We start from the raw sequence: 18119 nt of genomic DNA, 5'->3' as shown, positions 1-18119 counted from the left end.
AAACACGCCTCGAGACGTCCCTGTGCGGCTTGGGCTCCGCCATCCATGGCTCCGCACAGTTTTGGTTACCCATTCCCCCTTTGTTCTGGCTGATTCTTCAGGCAGCCGTCCCTTCTAAAGAAAAGAATCGACTCTCTTAAAGAGAGTGATCTAGCACGATCTTTCCTGACGACTCTCCTCTGAGAAACGCCTTCAGGGCGTCATCCAGTTGACCACGTCCGATATCGCGGGCGGAGGCTTCGGTTTTCGGGCACGCCCACTCACCAGCAAATTTTTCCCAGACAGCGGCTTTTTCCGCCAGCGGGATTTCCACTGAATCAACGCCAAGTAGATTCACACCCCGCAGGATGAACGGCAGTACTGTGGTTTCCAGTTGCGGGCCGGCAACCAGCCCGCAGCAGGATACGGAACCACCCGGCTGGATCTGTTTCAGAAGCTCTGCCAGGGGTTGTCCACCGACGGTGTCCACGGCGTTGGCAAACACCGGCTTGAGCATGGGCTTTTTCTCGGCGGCCAGGGCGTCACGGCCGATGACTTCGGAGGCTCCCAGGGTCTTCAGCTCATCGGCGTGATCCTGTTTACCGCTGATGGCGACTACTTCAAAGCCAAGGGTTGATAACAGTTCAACCGCAACGCTGCCCACGGCCCCGCTGGCGCCGGATATGGCGACTTTACCCTGATCGGGGGTGGCGCCCATTTTGAGCAGTTTCTGGACGCACAGGCCGGCTGTCAGGCCGGCAGTGCCGTAGATCATGGCGGTACGACTATCCCAACCTTTCGGCAGAGCGACACACCAGGACGCCGGCACGCGAATGTACTCGCCAAATCCACCATCGGTGTTCATGCCGAGGTCGTAACCGGTGACAATGACCTGGCTGCCAACGCTCGGCTCACCGGTGGCGGATTCAATGACTTTACCGGCCGCGTCGATACCCGGCGTGTGGGGGAAATTTCTGGTGACCCCCTTGTTGCCGGAAGCGGACAGTGCATCCTTGTAGTTCAGGGACGAGTGACTGACCCTGATCAGCACTTCATTCGCCGGCAGGTCACCGGTTGACAGGGTCTGTTCGCTGCCAACGTATTCTCCATCCTGCTCCTGTACGCGCCAGGCTTTGAATTCAGTTGTTGTCATACTGGTCCCCGTTTTTCTGTATCAGCCTATTGGATTTTCTGGTTCCGAAACGCGCTCAACACTTTCCATACGGTGTGCTCAAGGGCGGTGCTCGTTGCCAGGCCAAGCTTTTCCGGCAAGGTTCGTTTGTGCTGGTATGTCACTGAGATTACGTCTGCACTGTCACAGGCATCAATCAGATATTCGTCGGATGTTTTGATTTCATCGACCAGGTTCACGTCCAGCGCACGGCGACCGAACCAGATATCGCCATTGGCTACCGCCGAGATATCGAGCCCCGGCCGACGTTCGCTGACGTATTCCTTGAAAAGCACATGTGTGTCTTCAAGGTCTTCAAGGAATTTTTGCCGGCCTTTATCGGTGTTCTCACCAAACACCGTCAATGTACGCTTGTGCTCCCCGGCAGTAAGCACTTCGAAATCCACTTCATTCTTTTTGAGGAAGCGATGGAAATTCGGCAACTGGGCGACAACACCAATGGAACCGAGCACAGCAAAGGGGGATGCGACGATGCGGTCCGCAACGCAGGCCATCATGTAGCCACCGCTGGCAGCGACCTTGTCCACACAGGCGGTCAGGTGGATACCCTTGCTGCGGATTCTGTCCAGCTGGGCGGCGGCCAGTCCGTAGGAATGCACCAGGCCACCACCGCTTTCGAGGCGTATGACGACTTCATCGGTGGCCGGGTCAGCCACGCTCAGCACTGCTGTCACCGCCCTGCGGAGAGGGTCGGTTTCGCTGGCCTTGATATCGCCATCGAAGTCTAGAACGAATACCCGCTTCTTGTCCCCGGCCTGCTCTTCCCCGGCTTTCATCTTTTCCTTTTCAGCCTTGGCCCGGGCTTTCTCTTCCTTCTTCTGCTTCTTGGACCAGGCTTTGCGTTCATGATCCGAAAGCAACCGGGCCTGGAGTGACTCCCTCAGCTTGCGGTACTTTTCGTTGAGTTTGCGTACCCGCAACTCCCCTTCACCGTCGTCAGCTTTATCCTTCTGGGCCGCTGACATAACAACCGTAATAACCACGATCACCGCAACCACGAGCGTTACGGCCTTGGCGACGAATAAACCGAACTCTGTCAGAAATTCCAAAGTGCTTCTCCAGCCTGATTTCAAAGCGCTGATTGTAACTTACAGGTCTCATTGAGGTAAGCAACATGGAAAGTTAAAACAAGCGTTCGATCGAGCTTGACACTGTCATGTTGGCACCATAAAGTCGAATGGCTGCGTCGGCTAACCCTGGCCTTCCGGAACAGGCTCACTGCCAGGGCCGTCAAGCCGTCGCCAAGCCAAGCCAAGACAATCATCAATAAGGGTAAAATAATGTCTGTAGCTCAGGTATTTGACAAACTCGAACAGAATTTCAACGCAGACGCAGCCGAAGGCCTGGATCTGGTATTCCAGTTCGATATCGAAGATGACAAAACCTACCACCTGGTCATCAACGATGGCACCTGCAAACTACACGAAGGTGCCCACGACGATCCTTCCGTAACCCTGATCATGAACGCTGAAACCCTGCAGGGCATTGTGTCAGGTGAAACTGATGGTATGCAGGCATTCATGGCTGGCCAACTTCGCGCAGAAGGCGACATGATGCTGGCAACCAAGCTTGGGGAACTGTTCAAGATGGGCTAAACCTGCCCGGACAGACAGACCTGAAAAAAACCCTGCCTCGCAGCAGGGTTTTTTTATGCTTTTCTATAAGCCGACATCATTCAGTGACGACTCGGCAAGGCGAAGCAGGTCCGCGTTACGATCTTCGCGCTTACCAATGCTCTCGATGTAATATTCCAGCGATGTCAGCGCATCCGCCAGCGCTTCCAGCACCTGGCGCGACGGCGCTTCCCGGGAATCCAGCAGTCGCTCCTGAATCGACGCGGCCACACGTTCCAGAACACTGGCTGCACCGGGATCCCCCACCATATGCAGGCCACCCCAAATACTGTGTAGCGTTGCCGGAAGGTTGGCGAGGTGCAACCTGTCATAATCAGACTCGATGAAGGCAGTAATAGCACGCTTGGCCAGGGTCAGTGCGCTTCGGGCCTCATCGGCAACGACATAAGTCGCCTCCTGAAGATACAGGGATTCATCACGTTTTCGATCACCCGCGGCCAGAGAATCGGTTTCCGAAGTAATGCCCCGCGTAACAATCTGCATGACTGCATCTTCAATACCCAGAACGGAATCCGCCAACGCGTACAGCTCTTCCTCATTCGGCGACCGGGACTCGGATTCCCAGCTACGCAATCGGCTCGCTTCTCCACGACATTTTCCGGCCAGCTGGTTGAGATCCAGCATAACCAGGGTATTGCCGAGCCGATCAAGGGAATCTGCAATCGATGAGAATTCTGCCAGGTCCGGCTCAATGCCGCGCTCAATAATGTCCAGCTTGTCCTTGAGCTGATTCAGTTCGTCCTGCAAGGCTTCTGACAGGGACTTGAGAACGTCGGCGCCGGGACCGTATAACCTGCGGGCATGGGCCTCCAGCATGGAGTCCGGAAATTCCGCGGGCGTCAACCGATACGCTGAGAGAATATCGGTCACCTCCGGGTTTCCGGAGCCGCTGCGATAGAGAACATAGATCATGTCACGTATCAGTGAGTCCGGGGCATCCTTGGAGGTCGCCACCTTCCCTACGTACACCACTTCCCGGGCATATTTTTCGACACGCATGAACATACGCTTTCGCGCCTTGGTGAAAGGCATCGCCCGGTCCAGCATAGTGTCCGCGACGATAGCTGCCATACACCACATCTGCCCCATCGGCGTACCCTGGCATACTCGTGCCAACCCCCGGGCAGCGCGACCAATCAGCTTCTTGCTGACAACCTCATTCCGCTCCCGCAACATCCCCAGCAGAGCCACCTGAAACGTCAACCTCATCCGGCGAGCCAGAATCTCGTACTCAGCTTCGTTGCCCTCAAACGGCGGGAACGACATTCCGGAGCAGAAGTCCGGCCGCTGTCTGACGTCGACTTCAAAGAAGCACGATTCCGGATAGGGCTTCTCCTTACGAGCCTCTCGCAGATCGTTAATGACCGGCAACAAAAGCTCGGGGTGATCTACCCGTTGCTGATGATAATACTCAACGTACCGGCGCAGGATAAACAAAGCACTGTTCAGAGTGGTCAGCAGAATGTTCTTGTCGTCGTTGGCTCCGACGGGGACGTCGTTCGCCATGCTGACAGCTTCCTGGCACAACAGGATGCCGCCACGTAGCTCGACGAGAATGAAGATACCGCGAAGCTGGTTCAGAAAATCCACGCAGTTCTGTAGATCTTCGCCACTCTCACGATTCTCCTGAAAGCGTTCAAGGCTGGACTCGGCCTGCTTTATCGTCTGTTCAATTTCACTTTTGACCAGATCAAAGGACTGTGACTTCGTCGCCAGAGACGATTGAACCATAAACGCTTCCTGTTAACTTCGCGGAAACTACCGCGTCCTGTTCTTGGAATGGGACCCTTTGGATGGAATTCCAGGTCTTATTATGATCCGGCCATTTCCTGCCCGGCTATTTATAACGTTCGCAAAAAACTGGCGAACTTATCATTACTTATAACACAAAACTCAAGCGGCTCAAGAAACCGGGAATGTAACAAATAGTACAGGCTGACCCAGTTCTCATTCCCGGTCACTCTGTAGCACTGCTAATCCATTATTCCCCAGGACTGCCCATCCGATCCCAAACAGTACCTCCCGCCTGCTTGGCAAGCGCCTCCATAAACTCTTCGTGAGCCGCCTGCTCTTCCCCGGATGCCTTAAGGACTTTCAGCGGTTTTCTCTCTGCCGGCACACGACGTATACCGTCCACTCCGCCGTTGTCATCACTTCCTGCGTCCAGGGAAAGTGCGGTCTGACCGCCGGTCAGCAGCAGATAGACATCGGCGAGGATCTCGGCATCGAGCAGCGCCCCGTGCAACTCACGGTTACTGTTGTCGACTCCATAACGCTTGCACAGAGCATCAAGGCTGTTTTTCTGCCCCGGATGCTTTTTCCGTGCAATGGCGAGGGAATCCACTATTCCGCAGTGGTCCGCTGTTTTTCGCACGGGCTTGAGTCTTGCGAACTCGGCATCCATGAACCCGACATCAAACGCTGCGTTGTGAATGACCAGCTCAGCATCCTTGATGAACTCAAAGAACTCATCGGCGATTTCGGAGAACACCGGCTTGTCTGCCAGAAATTCATTAGTAATGCCGTGGACGGTAATGGCTTCTGCCTCAACCTCCCGCTCGGGATTGATGTACACATGATAGTTACGACCGGTCAGCTGCCGCTCCACCACTTCCACACAGCCAATCTCGATGATGCGATGGCCTTCCGAGGGGTCAATGCCCGTGGTTTCAGTATCCAGTACTATCTGTCTCATGCTCGCCCTGTCTCAGACTACGTATTAGCCAATTCCTCTACACCCCGGTTCGCCAGCTCATCCGCCAACTCGTTATCCGGAATTCCGGAGTGTCCTTTGACCCAATGCCAATTCACCGTGTGGCGGGCAACCTGATCGTCCAGCTCCCGCCACAGGTCCTCATTCTTAACCGGTTTCTTTGCAGCCGTTTTCCAGCCGTTACGCTTCCACCCGGTCATCCATTCTGTAATGCCCTTTCGCACGTACTGTGAATCAGTGTATAGCTCCACCTCGCACGGGCGCTTGAGCGTCTCCAGCCCCCGGATTGCCGCCATCAATTCCATCCGATTATTGGTGGTTTGTTGTTCACCGCCATGAAGAGTTTTTCTGGCATCTCCATACCGGAGGACCACTCCCCATCCTCCCGGCCCCGGATTACCCTTGCAGGCGCCATCGGTATACAGAACTACCTTACCGGCCATTACAACTCCCTGATTGTCTTGATTTGATATTGGAGCGACTAGCGCACCCCCGGGACGCACCAACGGGCCCGGAACCCGGAAGTGTAATGACTTTTTGCTTGTTCCACACGGGGCGACGGGGAATACGTGAACACACCCGCTTCCTGGCGACGATACAGTAATAGGCGCCCACCGGCAGGATCCCGTTGCCCAAAACCCGCTCAAAAATATTCCGGCGCTGCACAGGGACAGGCTTCTGCAAAGGCAAACGATAAAAACACGACCGGGAACACTCGACCGAAAAATCCAGCAACCTGAGCCAGTCTTCCATGCGGCTTTTCATCAGGAAACGGCCGCCCCACGGCCCCGCCCCTGACCGCGACAGCAGCCGGCGCAAGCCCCAGAGGCTAACGGGGTTGAACCCGATCAACAGAATAGTGCCCTCTCCCCGCAGAACCCGTGACGCCTCACGTAACACCTGATGAGGATGAGGGGAAAAATCTGCGGTGTGATGAAGAATCACCAGATCCATGGAATCGCCGGGGAATGGCAACTCATCAGCATCACACACCGCCACACCATCGGGAATAGCCGGTCCCCAGTTGGGTGTCGTCACTATCTTCTGGGAAAAGTCGGTGCTACTGGCCAGCGGTACGCGATGACTGACCCCCACTTGCAGTTGCCTGGCCCCCGTCAGATTTCCAAGATGACGGTCAACACAAGCACGCTGGTCTGCCAGCAACGCACGACCAAGAGGCGTCTGGTACCAGCGCTCAAAGCTGTCATGTCGCAAAGTAAAATCAACGGATTCGCTCGATGCCATTACGGTCTGCCCCCGGCCGAACATTGACCGTCCTTGGGACGGTCTGCGTAATGCATTATCATAACAGGGACATCCACCTGGCACATGTAGGGCACTATGCTGACCATCACTGCGATTCCTGCGTTCAATGACAACTACATCTGGTGCCTGGCGGACACCGATTCCGGCAAGGCTCTCGTCGTTGATCCCGGACAGGCTGAGCCCGTCAGGAAGCATCTCAGGCAGAACAACCTGACGCTGGACACCATACTGGTCACCCACCATCATCCCGACCACGTTGGCGGCGTCAATGCTCTGACTTCAGACGTGCCCGGGTGCACAATCACCGGGCCTGCTGAATCCCCGTTCGGGGGAATCACCAATCCCGTGCACCCCGGCGATGAAGTAGCCTGGAATACTCTCACATTCCAGGTTCTCGGTGTTCCCGGCCATACACTGGACCATATCGCTTATTTTTCTGAAACAAGAGTCGATGGTCATCCGGTCCTGTTTTGTGGCGACACCCTGTTTGTATGTGGGTGTGGCCGACTGTTTGAGGGTACACCGGCCCAGATGCGACAGTCCCTCGACACCCTGCGCAACCTTCCCGATGACGCGAAAGTTTATTGTGCCCATGAGTACACGCTCGCCAATCTCAAGTTTGCCAGACACTGGCTTCCGGATGACGATAACCTCCGACAGTTTGAGGACAAATGCCGGTTGCTACGGGATGAAGGCAAGGCAACCGTCCCTTCCGTTCTCGGAGATGAGAAACGCCTGAACCCTTTCCTGAGGTGGGATGACGCCGCTGTCATCGCCGCCGCCCGGGATTATTGCGCCGACAAGGGCCTGTCAGCAAACAGCCACGACGAGGTATTTGCCGCCGTGCGGCATGGCAAGGACAACTTTTAAGGCGGTTAACAATTCCTCTCAATGACGTAACCAGAGGTTTCTTGACCCCCTTGGGGCGCACCCATAGAATCTTTTCAAAATTATTGCCATAACACCTTATATATGCCGGTTATTTATACATAAGCCGGCATACCCAGCCAGCCGGAAGCATTACTATGTCGGTCAGACGAATATCTGCAGTTGTCTTCGCCAGCGCCATGATGGGCGGCTGTGCCAGCCTTGAAAACAATACCCCGGACTGGATCAAGCCCACCAGCTATATTGGAAGCGACGGCGCGGATGCCGAAGGTAGCCCCCTGGATTCGGAAGAGATGACCGTCGCTGCCGGTGACCAGGGACTCAAGGAAGCCATGGAATCCGGGAACAGTGAGGGCGCTTCCCGCACCGAACTTGACGAAGCCATCTCCCCAGGGTTGAAAGCAGCGGCGGAGGAAGCCAGGGCAAAGCTTGATTCCCCATCGAATCAGGTCGACAACGACGCTGCCAGGACCGTCGACCTGTGGCATCGGCTTCGGGCCGGTTTTGAACTCGACCATGACATTACCGACCCAAGAGTCAAAACCCAGCTGGACTGGTATCGAAAACATCCGAAATACATTGATCGGGTCGTCAAGCGCGGCAGCCGGTATCTCCACTACATCATCTCGGAAACCGAAAAACGTGGGTTGCCGACCGAGCTGGCATTGCTGCCGGTTGTCGAAAGCGCATTTGACCCCTTCGCCTATTCCCACGGTCGGGCTTCAGGACTCTGGCAATTTATTCCCAGCACCGGTAAGTACTTCGGGCTGACCCAGAGCTGGTGGCACGACGACCGCAGGGACATCATTGAAGCGACCGATGCGGCCCTGACTTACCTGGACAGACTGGCCAAACGCTTTGACGGCGATTACACCCTGGCCCTTGCTGCGTACAACAGCGGGGGCGGCACAGTTTCCAAGGCCATGCGCCGTAATCGTAATGCCAACAAGGCAACGGACTACTGGTCCCTCAGGCTTCCCCGGGAAACCACACACTATGTGCCCAAGCTGATCGCGCTGGCCAAAATTTTTGATAAGCCGGAAGATTATGGCATTGAGCTGCCGGCCCTGAACGACGAACCCTACTTCGAAGTGGTGGAAACCGGTTCCCAGATGGACCTGGCCCAGGCTGCGGAGCTCGCAGGAGTTGATGTCGAGGAAATCTACCTGCTCAACCCCTCGTTCAACCGCTGGGCGACCGCACCCGACGGCCCTCACCGCCTGTTGGTCCCCAAAGAGAACGCCAGCACTTTCAAGACCGCACTGAGCAAGATCCCCGCAAAAGATCGTGTCTCCTGGCGTAACTACGAGGTGGTTTCCGGAGACAACCTCAGCACCATTGCGCGAAAATTCGCCACCACAACCTCGGTCATTCGCCGGGTCAACAATCTCAACAGTGACATGATCCGCGTCGGGCAACGTCTGATGATTCCCTCGGCGAGCAAAAGTTCCGACGAGTACGCCCTCAGTGCGAGCCAGCGTCTTGAGAAAAAACAGTCACGCAATCGCAGCGGCAACCGGGTTAGCTACACTATCCGGCGTGGCGATACCTTTTGGGATATTGCCCGCGAACATCGGGTCACGGTTCGCGAGGTAGCTGCCTGGAACAATATGGCGCCGGGCGATCCCCTGATCCCCGGCAAGAAGATTGTCATCTGGTCACAGGTCAGTCAGCCCAAAACTGTCGCAAGCAATAACCGGGGCCCGGCCATGGTCCGCAAAGTCGGCTATCGGGTGCGCAAGGGCGATTCCCTGTCTGCGATTGCCAGCCGTTTCTCGGTGAATGTGCGCGACATCGCAAGCTGGAATGACCTTAACTCTGCCCGTTATCTGCAGCCGGGCCAAAGTCTGGTACTCTACGTAGATATCAGGAACAGCCCCTGAGTCCTCGCGAACGGCAGGAATTCCGGGGAATAAGAACAATCATTGCTCCTGGACGATTCACCAAAACGTGCGAGATCTATGACAATAAAACGGACAGCCTCAACCCTTACGTCGTTTTGTACGCTGGCCCTGGTGGGATTTATTACCGCCCCGCTTCCTGCCCTGGCAGCGGATTCCGCGGTCGCCTCCCGCCACGCTATTGCCATGCACGATGCTCCCAAATATCCCGAGGGTTTCAGCCACTTTGACTACGTCAATCCCGACGCTCCCAAAGGTGGCACATTGCGCATGGCTGTTGTGGCCAATGGCTATGACTCCTTTAACCCGTTTGTCGTCCGTGGCGTTGCTGCGGCGGGTCTGAGCAATTACCTGTATGACACCCTCCTTGAGTCGTCAGCTGATGAACCCTTCAGCGCCTATGGATTGATTGCCGAGTCCCTGGAGACCCCCGAGGACCGGCGCTATGTCATCTTCAATCTCCGTGAGGAAGCACGCTTTCATGACGGGAAGCCCATTACCGCTGAAGACGTCAAGTTCTCATTTGACACCCTTACGACTGAGGGCCATCCGTTCTACCGGAATTACTATGCCGACGTGAGCAAAGTAACCGTGGAGGATGACCACCGAATCCGGTTCGACTTCGGTGACACCAACAACCGCGAACTGCCGCTGATTCTGGGGCAAATGCCGATCATGCCGGCCCATTACTGGGACGGTCGTGAGTTTGACGACAATGGCCTCAAACCGCCGGTGGGCAGTGGTCCATACAAAATTGGCCCATTTGAGGCGGGACGCTCCATTACGTTTGAACGGGTGGACGACTACTGGGCCGAGGACCTGGGGACCCGGAAGGGACGGTTTAATTTCGACAATATTCGCTTCGACTACTATTCCGATGACACCGTTGCCCTGGAAGCGTTCAAGGCCGGCAACTTTGATTTCCGCATAGAAGCATCTGCCAAGAATTGGGCAACGGCCTACACCGGTGAAAAATTCGAGAACAATACCATTATCACGGAGGCCATTGAGCATCAGCGCCCGGCCGGCATGCAGGCGTTTGTTCTGAACACCCGCGAAGCCAAATTTTCGGACCGAAAGGTACGGGAGGCTCTGTCCTACGCCTTTGATTTCGAGTGGGCCAACAAGAACCTGTTCTACGGTCAGTACACCCGCACAAAGAGTTTCTTCGAAAACAGTGAGCTGGCTTCGAGTGGCCTGCCCGAGGGTCGGGAACTCGAGATTCTCAAGCAATACCGTGACCAACTTCCCGAGGATGTCTTCAAGGAAATCTACGAGCCCCCGGTTACCGATGGGAAGAACGGCCTCCGGAAGAATTTACGCAAGGCAATGCAACTGCTTAAAGCGGCAGGTTACGAGGTTCGTGACGGCAAAATGGTGAACCCCGACAACGGCCAGCCACTGTCGTTTGAGGTGTTACTGCACCAGAAAAACTTTGAACGCATCGTACTTCCCCTGAAAGACAACCTTGCGAGACTGGGCATCGATGTGTCCGTTCGTCTGGTCGATACCAACCAATACATCCAGCGGGTACGTCAGTTTGATTACGACGTCATTACCCAGGTATTGCCGCAGTCCGATTCGCCAGGCAACGAACAGCGGGAATACTGGCACTCCTCGAATGTCGATGTGCAGGGCTCAAGGAACTACATGGGCGTAAATGACCCGGTCGTGGACGAACTGGTCGATAAGGTCATCCAGGCTCCCGATCGGGAGGAACTGGTTCACCGGGTACGGGCGCTGGATCGCGTACTACTGCATGGCCACTACGTGATTCCCCAGTGGTATCTGCCCCGCGACCGCATTGCCTACTGGAACTACCTCGAACGCCCTGAAACAACACCCAAGAATGGCATTGATATCGACAACTGGTGGTTCAACCCCGGCCAATGATTGTGATCGACGCAACGGTGAAGGGACTCCGCTAGATGGGCGCATACATACTAAGACGGCTGGCGCTGATTATTCCGACCCTGATCGGAATCATGCTGCTCAACTTCGTTATCGTACAGGCCGCTCCCGGCGGCCCTGTTGAGCAGCTCATAGCTGAAATGGAGGGCCATGGCGGCGGCGCCCTGGCCCGCGCCAGCGGCGGGGGCAGTGGCGGCGAGGTGGCCTCTTCCAGCGGAGACAGCCGCGGCTCGCGAGGCATCCCCGAAGATCTGCTCAAGGAAATCGAGGTCATGTACGGCTTTGACAAGCCGGCCCATGAGCGTTTCTTCAAGATGCTTGGGGATTACGCAACCTTCAACTTTGGTGAATCCTTTTTCCGGGAACGGACAGTCCTGGAACTGATCATCGACAAGATGCCGGTTTCGATATCCCTCGGCCTCTGGTCCACGCTGATCATTTACCTGATTTCGATCCCGCTGGGGATTCGCAAGGCGGTTACCGACGGTTCACGATTTGATGTCTGGAGCAGTTCCGCCATTGTCGTCGGCTACGCCATCCCCGGATTCCTCTTCGCCATCCTGCTGATCGTGCTCTTTGCCGGTGGCAGCTACTTCGACTGGTTTCCCCTTCGCGGCCTTACCTCATCCAACTTTGATGAACTCAACTGGTACCAGAAAATCGGGGATTATTTCTGGCACCTGGCGTTGCCTGTAACCGCTAACGTGATTGGCGGCTTTGCAACTTTAACGTTACTGACCAAGAACTCCTTCCTGGACGAGATCAGCAAACAGTACGTCGTCACCGCCAGGGCCAAGGGCCTCGAAGAGAAACGGGTACTCTATGGCCATGTATTCCGCAACGCCATGCTGATTGTAATTGCCAGCATGCCGGGAGTGTTGGTGTCGCTGTTCTTCACCGGCTCCCTGCTGATTGAGGTGATCTTCTCACTGGACGGTCTCGGCCTGCTCGGTTTTGAAGCCGCTCTGAACCGGGACTATCCGGTGATTTTCGGCACACTCTATATCTTTACACTGATGGGGCTGGTACTGAAGCTGATCAGCGACATCACCTACGTCCTGGTGGACCCGCGCATCGACTTCGAAAGCCGGGAGGGAGCCTGAATCATGGCGTCACTCTCCCCTATCCAGAAGCGAAGATTAAGAAACTTCCGCAACAATCGTCGTGGATTCTGGTCCCTGTGGCTATTCCTGGCGTTGTTCGGACTGTCCCTGGTCGCGGAACTGATCGCAAACGACTCCCCGCTGATGGTGTCCTATGAAGGCGATCTTTATTTTCCCGTGGTGGAGTCCGTTCCCGAGGAAACCTTTGGTGGCTTCCTGCCCTCTGAGGCAGATTACCGGGATTCCTTCATCGCCGAAGAGATCAAGGCCAATGGCTGGATGCTCTGGCCGCCGATCCGCTTCAGCTATGACACCATCAACTATGACCTGGATGTGCCCTCTCCTGCGCCCCCCAGCGCGGAGAACTGGCTGGGCACCGATGACCAGGGGCGGGATGTCGCCGCCCGGGTCATCTACGGCTTCCGGATTTCAGTACTCTTTGGTCTGACACTGACCATAGCCAGTTGCATTGTCGGCGTCGCTGTAGGCGCTATCCAGGGCTTCTACGGTGGCAAGATCGATCTGCTCGGCCAACGATTCATTGAAATCTGGTCGGGTCTTCCGGTTTTGTATCTGTTGATCATCCTGTCCAGCATCGTCCAGCCCAATTTCTGGTGGCTGCTGGGGATCATGCTGCTGTTCAGCTGGATGGGGCTGGTCGATGTCGTTCGGGCCGAGTTTCTGAGGGCACGCAACTTCGAGTACGTCCGGGCCGCCCGCGCCCTGGGCCTGGGCAATCGCAAGATCATGTTCCGCCATATCCTGCCCAACGCCATGGTAGCCACGCTCACATTCCTGCCGTTTATCCTTACCGGCGCCATTACCGGGCTTACGTCGCTGGATTTTCTCGGCTTTGGTCTGCCTTCGGGGTCACCCTCGCTCGGCGAACTGATTGCCCAGGGCAAAGCCAATCTGCACGCTCCCTGGCTGGGCATCTCCGCCTTCGTGTCCCTCTCCGTGATGCTCACCCTTCTGGTGTTCGTAGGCGAAGCCGTGCGGGACGCCTTTGATCCGAGAAAGAACTGATATGACCAAACTGCTGGAAATCTCAGACCTCTCTATCCATTTCGACCAGAGCGAACCGGTGGTCGATGGTCTCTCTATCGACATCAACCGGGGAGAGACGCTGGCGCTGGTAGGCGAAAGTGGCTCCGGAAAATCCGTGTCGGCACTTTCCATCCTGCGACTGCTGGATGAGCGGCATGCCCGCTATCCGTCGGGCCAGATTCACTTTCATGGCGAGGACCTACTGAAAGCCGACGACAAGCGGCTGCGACAGATTCGCGGGCACCGCATTGGCATGATATTCCAGGAGCCCATGACGTCCCTCAACCCACTGCATACGGTGGAAAAGCAAGTCAGCGAAACGCTGGCCCTGCACAAGGGGCTGCGTGGCCCGCAGGCACGAAAACGCTGCATCGAGCTGCTGGAGATGGTGGGCATTCCCTCGCCAGAATCGCGACTGTCCAGTTATCCCCATCAGCTGTCCGGCGGCCAGAAACAGCGGGTCATGATCGCGATGGCCCTGGCCAACGACCCTGAATTGCTGATTGCCGACGAGCCCACGACGGCGCTGGATGTCACGGTGCAACGCCAGGTTCTGGAGTTGTTGCGGAACCTGCAACAGGAATTCGGTATGGCGATCCTGCTGATCACCCACGATCTGTCCATTGTGCACCGCTATGCGGACCGCGTCGCCGTTATGGAGCGAGGCAAACTCGTGGAACTGGCACCTGCTGAACAGCTGTTTACCGCTCCTGAACATCCCTATACCCAACGCCTTCTTGATGCCGAGCCTCCAGACTCCCCGCTCAGTCTGGATCGATCGGAGCAGCCGCTGCTTCAAGTGGATAACCTGGATGTACGGTTTGCCACCAAGAAGAGCCTTTTCGGTCGCACCGTCAGCTACTTCCATGCGGTCTGCGAGACCAGCTTCACGCTTGCACGGGGGGAAACCCTGGGTATCGTTGGCGAGAGCGGCAGTGGTAAAACCACCATCGGTCACGCTTTGCTGAAGCTCACCGGCGCCACCGGCAGTATTCGCCTTGATGGTGTGGAGCTGGCACACCTGGACCAGAAGCAGTTCCGGCCCTACCGCAGCCGTGTGCAGATTGTTTTCCAGGATCCTTTTGGCAGTCTCAGTCCGCGCATGTCGGTGGCTGAAATCATTCGTGAAGGCCTCGAGATCCACGCCCCGGCCAGCCCGGAGGATCAGGACCGAAAAGTCATCCGTGCGCTGTTGGATGTTGGCCTCGACCCCGACGCCAGACATCGATATCCCCATGAGTTCTCGGGAGGTCAACGACAACGTATAGCCATCGCTCGGGCGTTGGTGTTGCAACCGGAAATCATCATACTCGATGAACCCACCTCGGCCCTCGATCGCACCGTGCAGAAGCAGGTTATCAATCTGCTGCGGGATATCCAGGCCCGATATCAGCTAAGCTATATCTTTATCAGTCACGATCTCTCGGTGGTTCGGGCACTGAGCCATAAGCTGCTGGTGCTCCAGCACGGCAAGGTGGTCGAGTACGGAAATGCGACGGACATATTCCATTCACCGCAACAGGGCTACACTCAGGAGCTGTTGAGTGCCGCACTGTTCTATCAAAAGCCTACGACCAATTGAGCGTTACTCCCATCGATTCACTTCAGGGATAATGCATGCAAACCGAGATTACAGGGAGAAAACCTATGGGATTACTCAGTGGCAAAAAAGCGCTGATCGTTGGCGTGGCCAGCAAACATTCTATCGCCTATGGCATCGCGGAAGCGTTCGCCCGTGAAGGCGCCGAACTGGCCTTTACCTACCAGAATGAAAAGCTTCAGTCCCGGGTAGAAAAGTTTGCTGACGGATGGGGTAGCCAACTTACCTTCCCCTGTGACGTTGCCAGTGACGAAGAAATTGAAAATGTGTTCAAGGAGCTGGGCAAGCACTGGGATAACATTGATATCATCATTCATGCAGTGGGCTATGCCCCGGCTCATGAGCTTGACGGCAATTTTGTGGATGTGACAACCCGCGAGGGTTTCAAGATCGCCCACGACATCAGTTCCTACAGCTTTGTCGCGCTCGCCAAGGGTGCCCGTAGCATGATGCACGAGAAAAGCTCACTGTTAACGTTAAGCTATCTGGGTGCCGAGAAGGTCCTGCAGAACTATAACGTTATGGGGCTGGCCAAGGCTTCTCTCGAAGCCAACGTACGCTACATGGCTGCCAGCCTGGGTCGTGAGGGCATCCGGGTGAACGGTATATCCGCTGGCCCAATCAAGACCCTGGCTGCCTCGGGCATCAAGAGCTTCCGCCGCATGCTGGCAGAAAATGCCAAACGTGCGCCCCTGCGCCGCAACGTGACCACGGCGGAAGTGGGCAATGCCGCGGCCTTCCTGAGCTCCGACCTGGCCAGCGGCATTACCGGTGAAATCATGTACGTTGACGCCGGTTTCAACATTACCGGCATGGGCGAACTGGAAGACTGACTTCGCCCCCACCGGGTGTTACGGCACCCGGTGGACTATTGACCTGCCAGCCCGCTAATTTCGGCCTACCCGTATCCGCCCCACAACGCGACTCAAGGTTTCGTCAAACTCGGCGGAACTCCCCAGTATCCTTCCGCTGCCCGCAACGATGGCCTCCACCAGCTCATCACCCTGATACTCCCGGCGGTTCAGACCCAGGCGGTCAACAAACACCAGCTTGTTCGATGCATTGATTCTGACTGCAAGCTTCAGCCTTACCGGATCACCATTGGCATCCTTCTCATCCAGCACAATCCAGCCACCCAGTTTGATGTTATCCACCAATTGTCGCGCTGCTGTCCGGTTTTCCTGGTCCAGTCGCTCCTTTTCGGCACGCTCATCAGCGAGCTGTTTTTCCTGCTCCTGGCGCTTGAGCCTGTCAATCTCCGCCAGTCGCTCGATCTCCTCGGCCAAACGTTTGGCTTCCTCGGCGTCCCTCTCTTTTTTCAGCGCTGCCGCCCTACTCCTGGCTTCCTTAACAGCCTTCTCGCGCAATACCTGCTGCCGTTCGAGCACACTGGAGAGAGCACTCACCGCCTCGGTCAGGACCCGACCAAAAGGCTTCAGAGCAGGCAACAGCCGAATGTCACCCCGGGCCCTGGCAGCTTCAAACTCCGCCCAGGGCTGCAGACCCAGTTTCACCCCGGCACCGTTGGTCCAAAGAATTTCTGCCGTGTCCGGCAGCAACGCAAAGAAGTATCGACGCTGTTCCGCGGCGCCTTCACCTTCCACAAACCACTGTCCCTCAAGGTCCTCCAGCAGTTGTTGATCCGCCACCTTGAAGGACAGCCAGGAAGCGTCCCAGGAAAAACCGGCCCCCACGGGCAATGCCTCGATCAATTCCGGGGTTTCACCCCGCAGGCGTGCCATCATCACTGACTGGATGCCTTCAAGAGCCTGTACCGATAGCGGTTCACCCACAACACGCATCCAGACATCCAGAATACGATCACCAATTTGTTCACCAACGTGATACAGACGATTGCGATCCTTGTCGGACAGCGCCGGATCTCCGATCCAGACCAACCATTCCAGGAGTTTTCTGCCGTGCCGCCAGTCTTCACTCTCCATCTCACCGGCCCACACGACCTGCTTAAGCAGATGCATCCAGTGATCAAGAATAAAGGTGATGATGGATCTGGGCAGTTGACGCCCCTCAAGGGCTCGCCCTACCAGAGCACGAGCGGTTTGGTCGGCACGCCGCTGTCTGGCTGCCCCCTGCTCTGTTTCCAGAAGCCGCCGACGCAGCCGTGACACTTGCTGACTGCGCTTCTCCGAGTCCTTCTGCCAGTCCCTGCAGAAAGCCTCCAGGGGCTCCCTGGTCCCTGTCTCAAAACAGGCCGAAACCGCAATGACCAGAGATTCCAACTGATCAAGCAACGCTTTTGCCGAGCGACCACCGGAAGCACTCCAGCCGCGGAATTCCTGGAGACCATCCAGCCAGAGCAGAATGTCTTCGCTGAATCCCTTGGCACCTTCCTCGCTCATCCGCCAGGCGAAGAAAAAGCGCAGTCGGGCAATTCGCCGGAGCAATTCCGGGTGCAGGCCGCTGGTCTGGGCAAAGACATCCATAATCCTGTCGGCAACATAGGCGGAATTAACCTGCCGTACAGACCAGTTCAGGGAGACAGAGCGAACGAGCTCCATGACCCGCTCATCCCGCTGCTCCGACCAGCAGGAAGACAGCAGTGGTCTCCAGTCGCTGGCAGCATCGTCCGCCACTTTTCCGACCGGATACGGAAGATCCGGAACGCGGATGCCCGAGAGGACGTCCGGGATCTTCTCCATAAACAGTTCGCGAGGCAGTATTGCGGGCGTTTTCGGCCGTTTCTGAGACATCCGTCATCCGCACGTAAGAAGCGTTGAAATGGGCTACCAAATGACGCAGTATAACCAACTCGCCGGGGTTTACCGCAATGGAAACCGGCTTGTTAAGCTCATATTGGCACGGCCTTCAGGTTATCAGAAACACCAAAGGGTCGCTGCAACGTTAAGAACCGGGGAAAACAACAG

Annotated in this window: 15 protein-coding genes; 8 read left to right on the top strand and 7 right to left on the bottom strand. The window is 56.3% G+C overall.

The genetic code is table 11. The features are described 5' to 3' along the window. Positions 1 to 136: 136 nt before the first annotated feature. Both Q0Y21_RS09245 and sohB read right to left on the bottom strand, forming a co-directional pair. Complete coding sequence (locus Q0Y21_RS09245; protein WP_297794151.1) at positions 137 to 1132, bottom strand: YhdH/YhfP family quinone oxidoreductase; 996 nt, start codon at positions 1130 to 1132, stop codon at positions 137 to 139. Between the two features lie 26 nt (positions 1133 to 1158). After that, positions 1159 to 2220, bottom strand: a complete 1062-nt coding sequence (gene sohB, locus Q0Y21_RS09240) for a protease SohB (protein WP_297794149.1) — start codon at positions 2218 to 2220, stop codon at positions 1159 to 1161. A 231-nt stretch (positions 2221 to 2451) separates the two neighbouring features. Here sohB and Q0Y21_RS09235 point away from each other — a divergent pair, with 231 nt between their 5' ends. Continuing rightward, complete coding sequence (locus tag Q0Y21_RS09235) at positions 2452 to 2766, top strand: SCP2 sterol-binding domain-containing protein (protein WP_297794148.1); 315 nt, start codon at positions 2452 to 2454, stop codon at positions 2764 to 2766. 63 nt (positions 2767 to 2829) lie between these two features. Here the strand turns inward: Q0Y21_RS09235 and Q0Y21_RS09230 are convergent, their stop codons facing one another. The 4 genes from Q0Y21_RS09230 to Q0Y21_RS09215 form a co-directional block, all read right to left on the bottom strand. Next, positions 2830 to 4536, bottom strand: a complete 1707-nt coding sequence (locus Q0Y21_RS09230) for a chemotaxis protein (RefSeq protein ID WP_297794146.1) — start codon at positions 4534 to 4536, stop codon at positions 2830 to 2832. A gap of 250 nt (positions 4537 to 4786) precedes the next feature. Beyond that, positions 4787 to 5500: a DNA polymerase III subunit epsilon gene (gene dnaQ / locus Q0Y21_RS09225; RefSeq protein ID WP_297794144.1), complete on the bottom strand. Its 714-nt coding sequence runs from the start codon at positions 5498 to 5500 to the stop codon at positions 4787 to 4789. A 17-nt stretch (positions 5501 to 5517) separates the two neighbouring features. Further along, positions 5518 to 5961 (bottom strand): ribonuclease HI, encoded by a 444-nt coding sequence (gene rnhA, locus Q0Y21_RS09220; RefSeq protein WP_297794141.1) that lies wholly within the window; start codon positions 5959 to 5961, stop codon positions 5518 to 5520. Beyond that, positions 5951 to 6763 (bottom strand): class I SAM-dependent methyltransferase, encoded by an 813-nt coding sequence (locus tag Q0Y21_RS09215; protein ID WP_297794138.1) that lies wholly within the window; start codon positions 6761 to 6763, stop codon positions 5951 to 5953. The genes rnhA and Q0Y21_RS09215 overlap by 11 nt, the downstream gene beginning before the upstream one ends. Before the next feature lie 96 nt (positions 6764 to 6859). Between Q0Y21_RS09215 and gloB the strand changes: the two genes are divergently transcribed. The 7 genes from gloB (at position 6860) to Q0Y21_RS09180 (ending at position 16067) form a co-directional block, all read left to right on the top strand. Next, a complete protein-coding gene (gloB, locus tag Q0Y21_RS09210; protein WP_297794136.1) occupies positions 6860 to 7654 on the top strand; it encodes a hydroxyacylglutathione hydrolase in 795 nt (264 codons plus the stop codon). 155 nt (positions 7655 to 7809) lie between these two features. Beyond that, positions 7810 to 9555, top strand: coding sequence for a LysM peptidoglycan-binding domain-containing protein (locus Q0Y21_RS09205; protein WP_297794133.1), 1746 nt, complete (start codon positions 7810 to 7812; stop codon positions 9553 to 9555). Between the two features lie 78 nt (positions 9556 to 9633). After that, a complete protein-coding gene (locus Q0Y21_RS09200) occupies positions 9634 to 11466 on the top strand; it encodes an extracellular solute-binding protein (RefSeq protein ID WP_297794130.1) in 1833 nt (610 codons plus the stop codon). A gap of 35 nt (positions 11467 to 11501) precedes the next feature. Further along, positions 11502 to 12587, top strand: coding sequence for a microcin C ABC transporter permease YejB (locus Q0Y21_RS09195; RefSeq protein WP_297794127.1), 1086 nt, complete (start codon positions 11502 to 11504; stop codon positions 12585 to 12587). Between the two features lie 3 nt (positions 12588 to 12590). After that, positions 12591 to 13613, top strand: a complete 1023-nt coding sequence (locus tag Q0Y21_RS09190; protein WP_297794125.1) for an ABC transporter permease — start codon at positions 12591 to 12593, stop codon at positions 13611 to 13613. A 1-nt stretch (position 13614) separates the two neighbouring features. After that, on the top strand, positions 13615 to 15216 hold the full coding sequence (locus tag Q0Y21_RS09185; RefSeq protein WP_297794122.1) for an ABC transporter ATP-binding protein: 1602 nt from the start codon (positions 13615 to 13617) through the stop codon (positions 15214 to 15216). A 65-nt stretch (positions 15217 to 15281) separates the two neighbouring features. After that, a complete protein-coding gene (locus tag Q0Y21_RS09180) occupies positions 15282 to 16067 on the top strand; it encodes an enoyl-ACP reductase (protein WP_297794119.1) in 786 nt (261 codons plus the stop codon). Between the two features lie 54 nt (positions 16068 to 16121). Here Q0Y21_RS09180 and Q0Y21_RS09175 read toward each other — a convergent pair whose 3' ends face one another. Then, a complete protein-coding gene (locus Q0Y21_RS09175) occupies positions 16122 to 17945 on the bottom strand; it encodes a DUF1631 family protein (protein ID WP_297794116.1) in 1824 nt (607 codons plus the stop codon). Positions 17946 to 18119: the final 174 nt, after the last annotated feature.

It is taken from the genome of uncultured Marinobacter sp. (assembly GCF_947259545.1).
Classification (GTDB): domain Bacteria; phylum Pseudomonadota; class Gammaproteobacteria; order Pseudomonadales; family Oleiphilaceae; genus Marinobacter.
The sequence above is the reverse complement of the archived record's forward strand: the minus strand, read 5'-3'. Positions and strand labels throughout refer to the sequence as shown.

What these genes read in the sequence shown, in the direction of transcription:
- Q0Y21_RS09205 (WP_297794133.1), top strand. Translation starts at nt 7,810, where the DNA reads ATGTCGGTCAGACGAATATCTGCAGTTGTCTTCGCCAGCGCCATGATG.
- Q0Y21_RS09185 (WP_297794122.1), top strand. Translation starts at nt 13,615, where the DNA reads ATGACCAAACTGCTGGAAATCTCAGACCTCTCTATCCATTTCGACCAG.
- gloB (WP_297794136.1), top strand. Translation starts at nt 6,860, where the DNA reads ATGCTGACCATCACTGCGATTCCTGCGTTCAATGACAACTACATCTGG.
- Q0Y21_RS09200 (WP_297794130.1), top strand. Translation starts at nt 9,634, where the DNA reads ATGACAATAAAACGGACAGCCTCAACCCTTACGTCGTTTTGTACGCTG.
- Q0Y21_RS09190 (WP_297794125.1), top strand. Translation starts at nt 12,591, where the DNA reads ATGGCGTCACTCTCCCCTATCCAGAAGCGAAGATTAAGAAACTTCCGC.
- Q0Y21_RS09215 (WP_297794138.1), bottom strand. Translation starts at nt 6,763, where the DNA reads ATGGCATCGAGCGAATCCGTTGATTTTACTTTGCGACATGACAGCTTT.
- Q0Y21_RS09230 (WP_297794146.1), bottom strand. Translation starts at nt 4,536, where the DNA reads ATGGTTCAATCGTCTCTGGCGACGAAGTCACAGTCCTTTGATCTGGTC.
- Q0Y21_RS09245 (WP_297794151.1), bottom strand. Translation starts at nt 1,132, where the DNA reads ATGACAACAACTGAATTCAAAGCCTGGCGCGTACAGGAGCAGGATGGA.
- Q0Y21_RS09180 (WP_297794119.1), top strand. Translation starts at nt 15,282, where the DNA reads ATGGGATTACTCAGTGGCAAAAAAGCGCTGATCGTTGGCGTGGCCAGC.
- Q0Y21_RS09175 (WP_297794116.1), bottom strand. Translation starts at nt 17,945, where the DNA reads ATGTCTCAGAAACGGCCGAAAACGCCCGCAATACTGCCTCGCGAACTG.
- Q0Y21_RS09235 (WP_297794148.1), top strand. Translation starts at nt 2,452, where the DNA reads ATGTCTGTAGCTCAGGTATTTGACAAACTCGAACAGAATTTCAACGCA.
- Q0Y21_RS09195 (WP_297794127.1), top strand. Translation starts at nt 11,502, where the DNA reads ATGGGCGCATACATACTAAGACGGCTGGCGCTGATTATTCCGACCCTG.
- rnhA (WP_297794141.1), bottom strand. Translation starts at nt 5,961, where the DNA reads ATGGCCGGTAAGGTAGTTCTGTATACCGATGGCGCCTGCAAGGGTAAT.
- dnaQ (WP_297794144.1), bottom strand. Translation starts at nt 5,500, where the DNA reads ATGAGACAGATAGTACTGGATACTGAAACCACGGGCATTGACCCCTCG.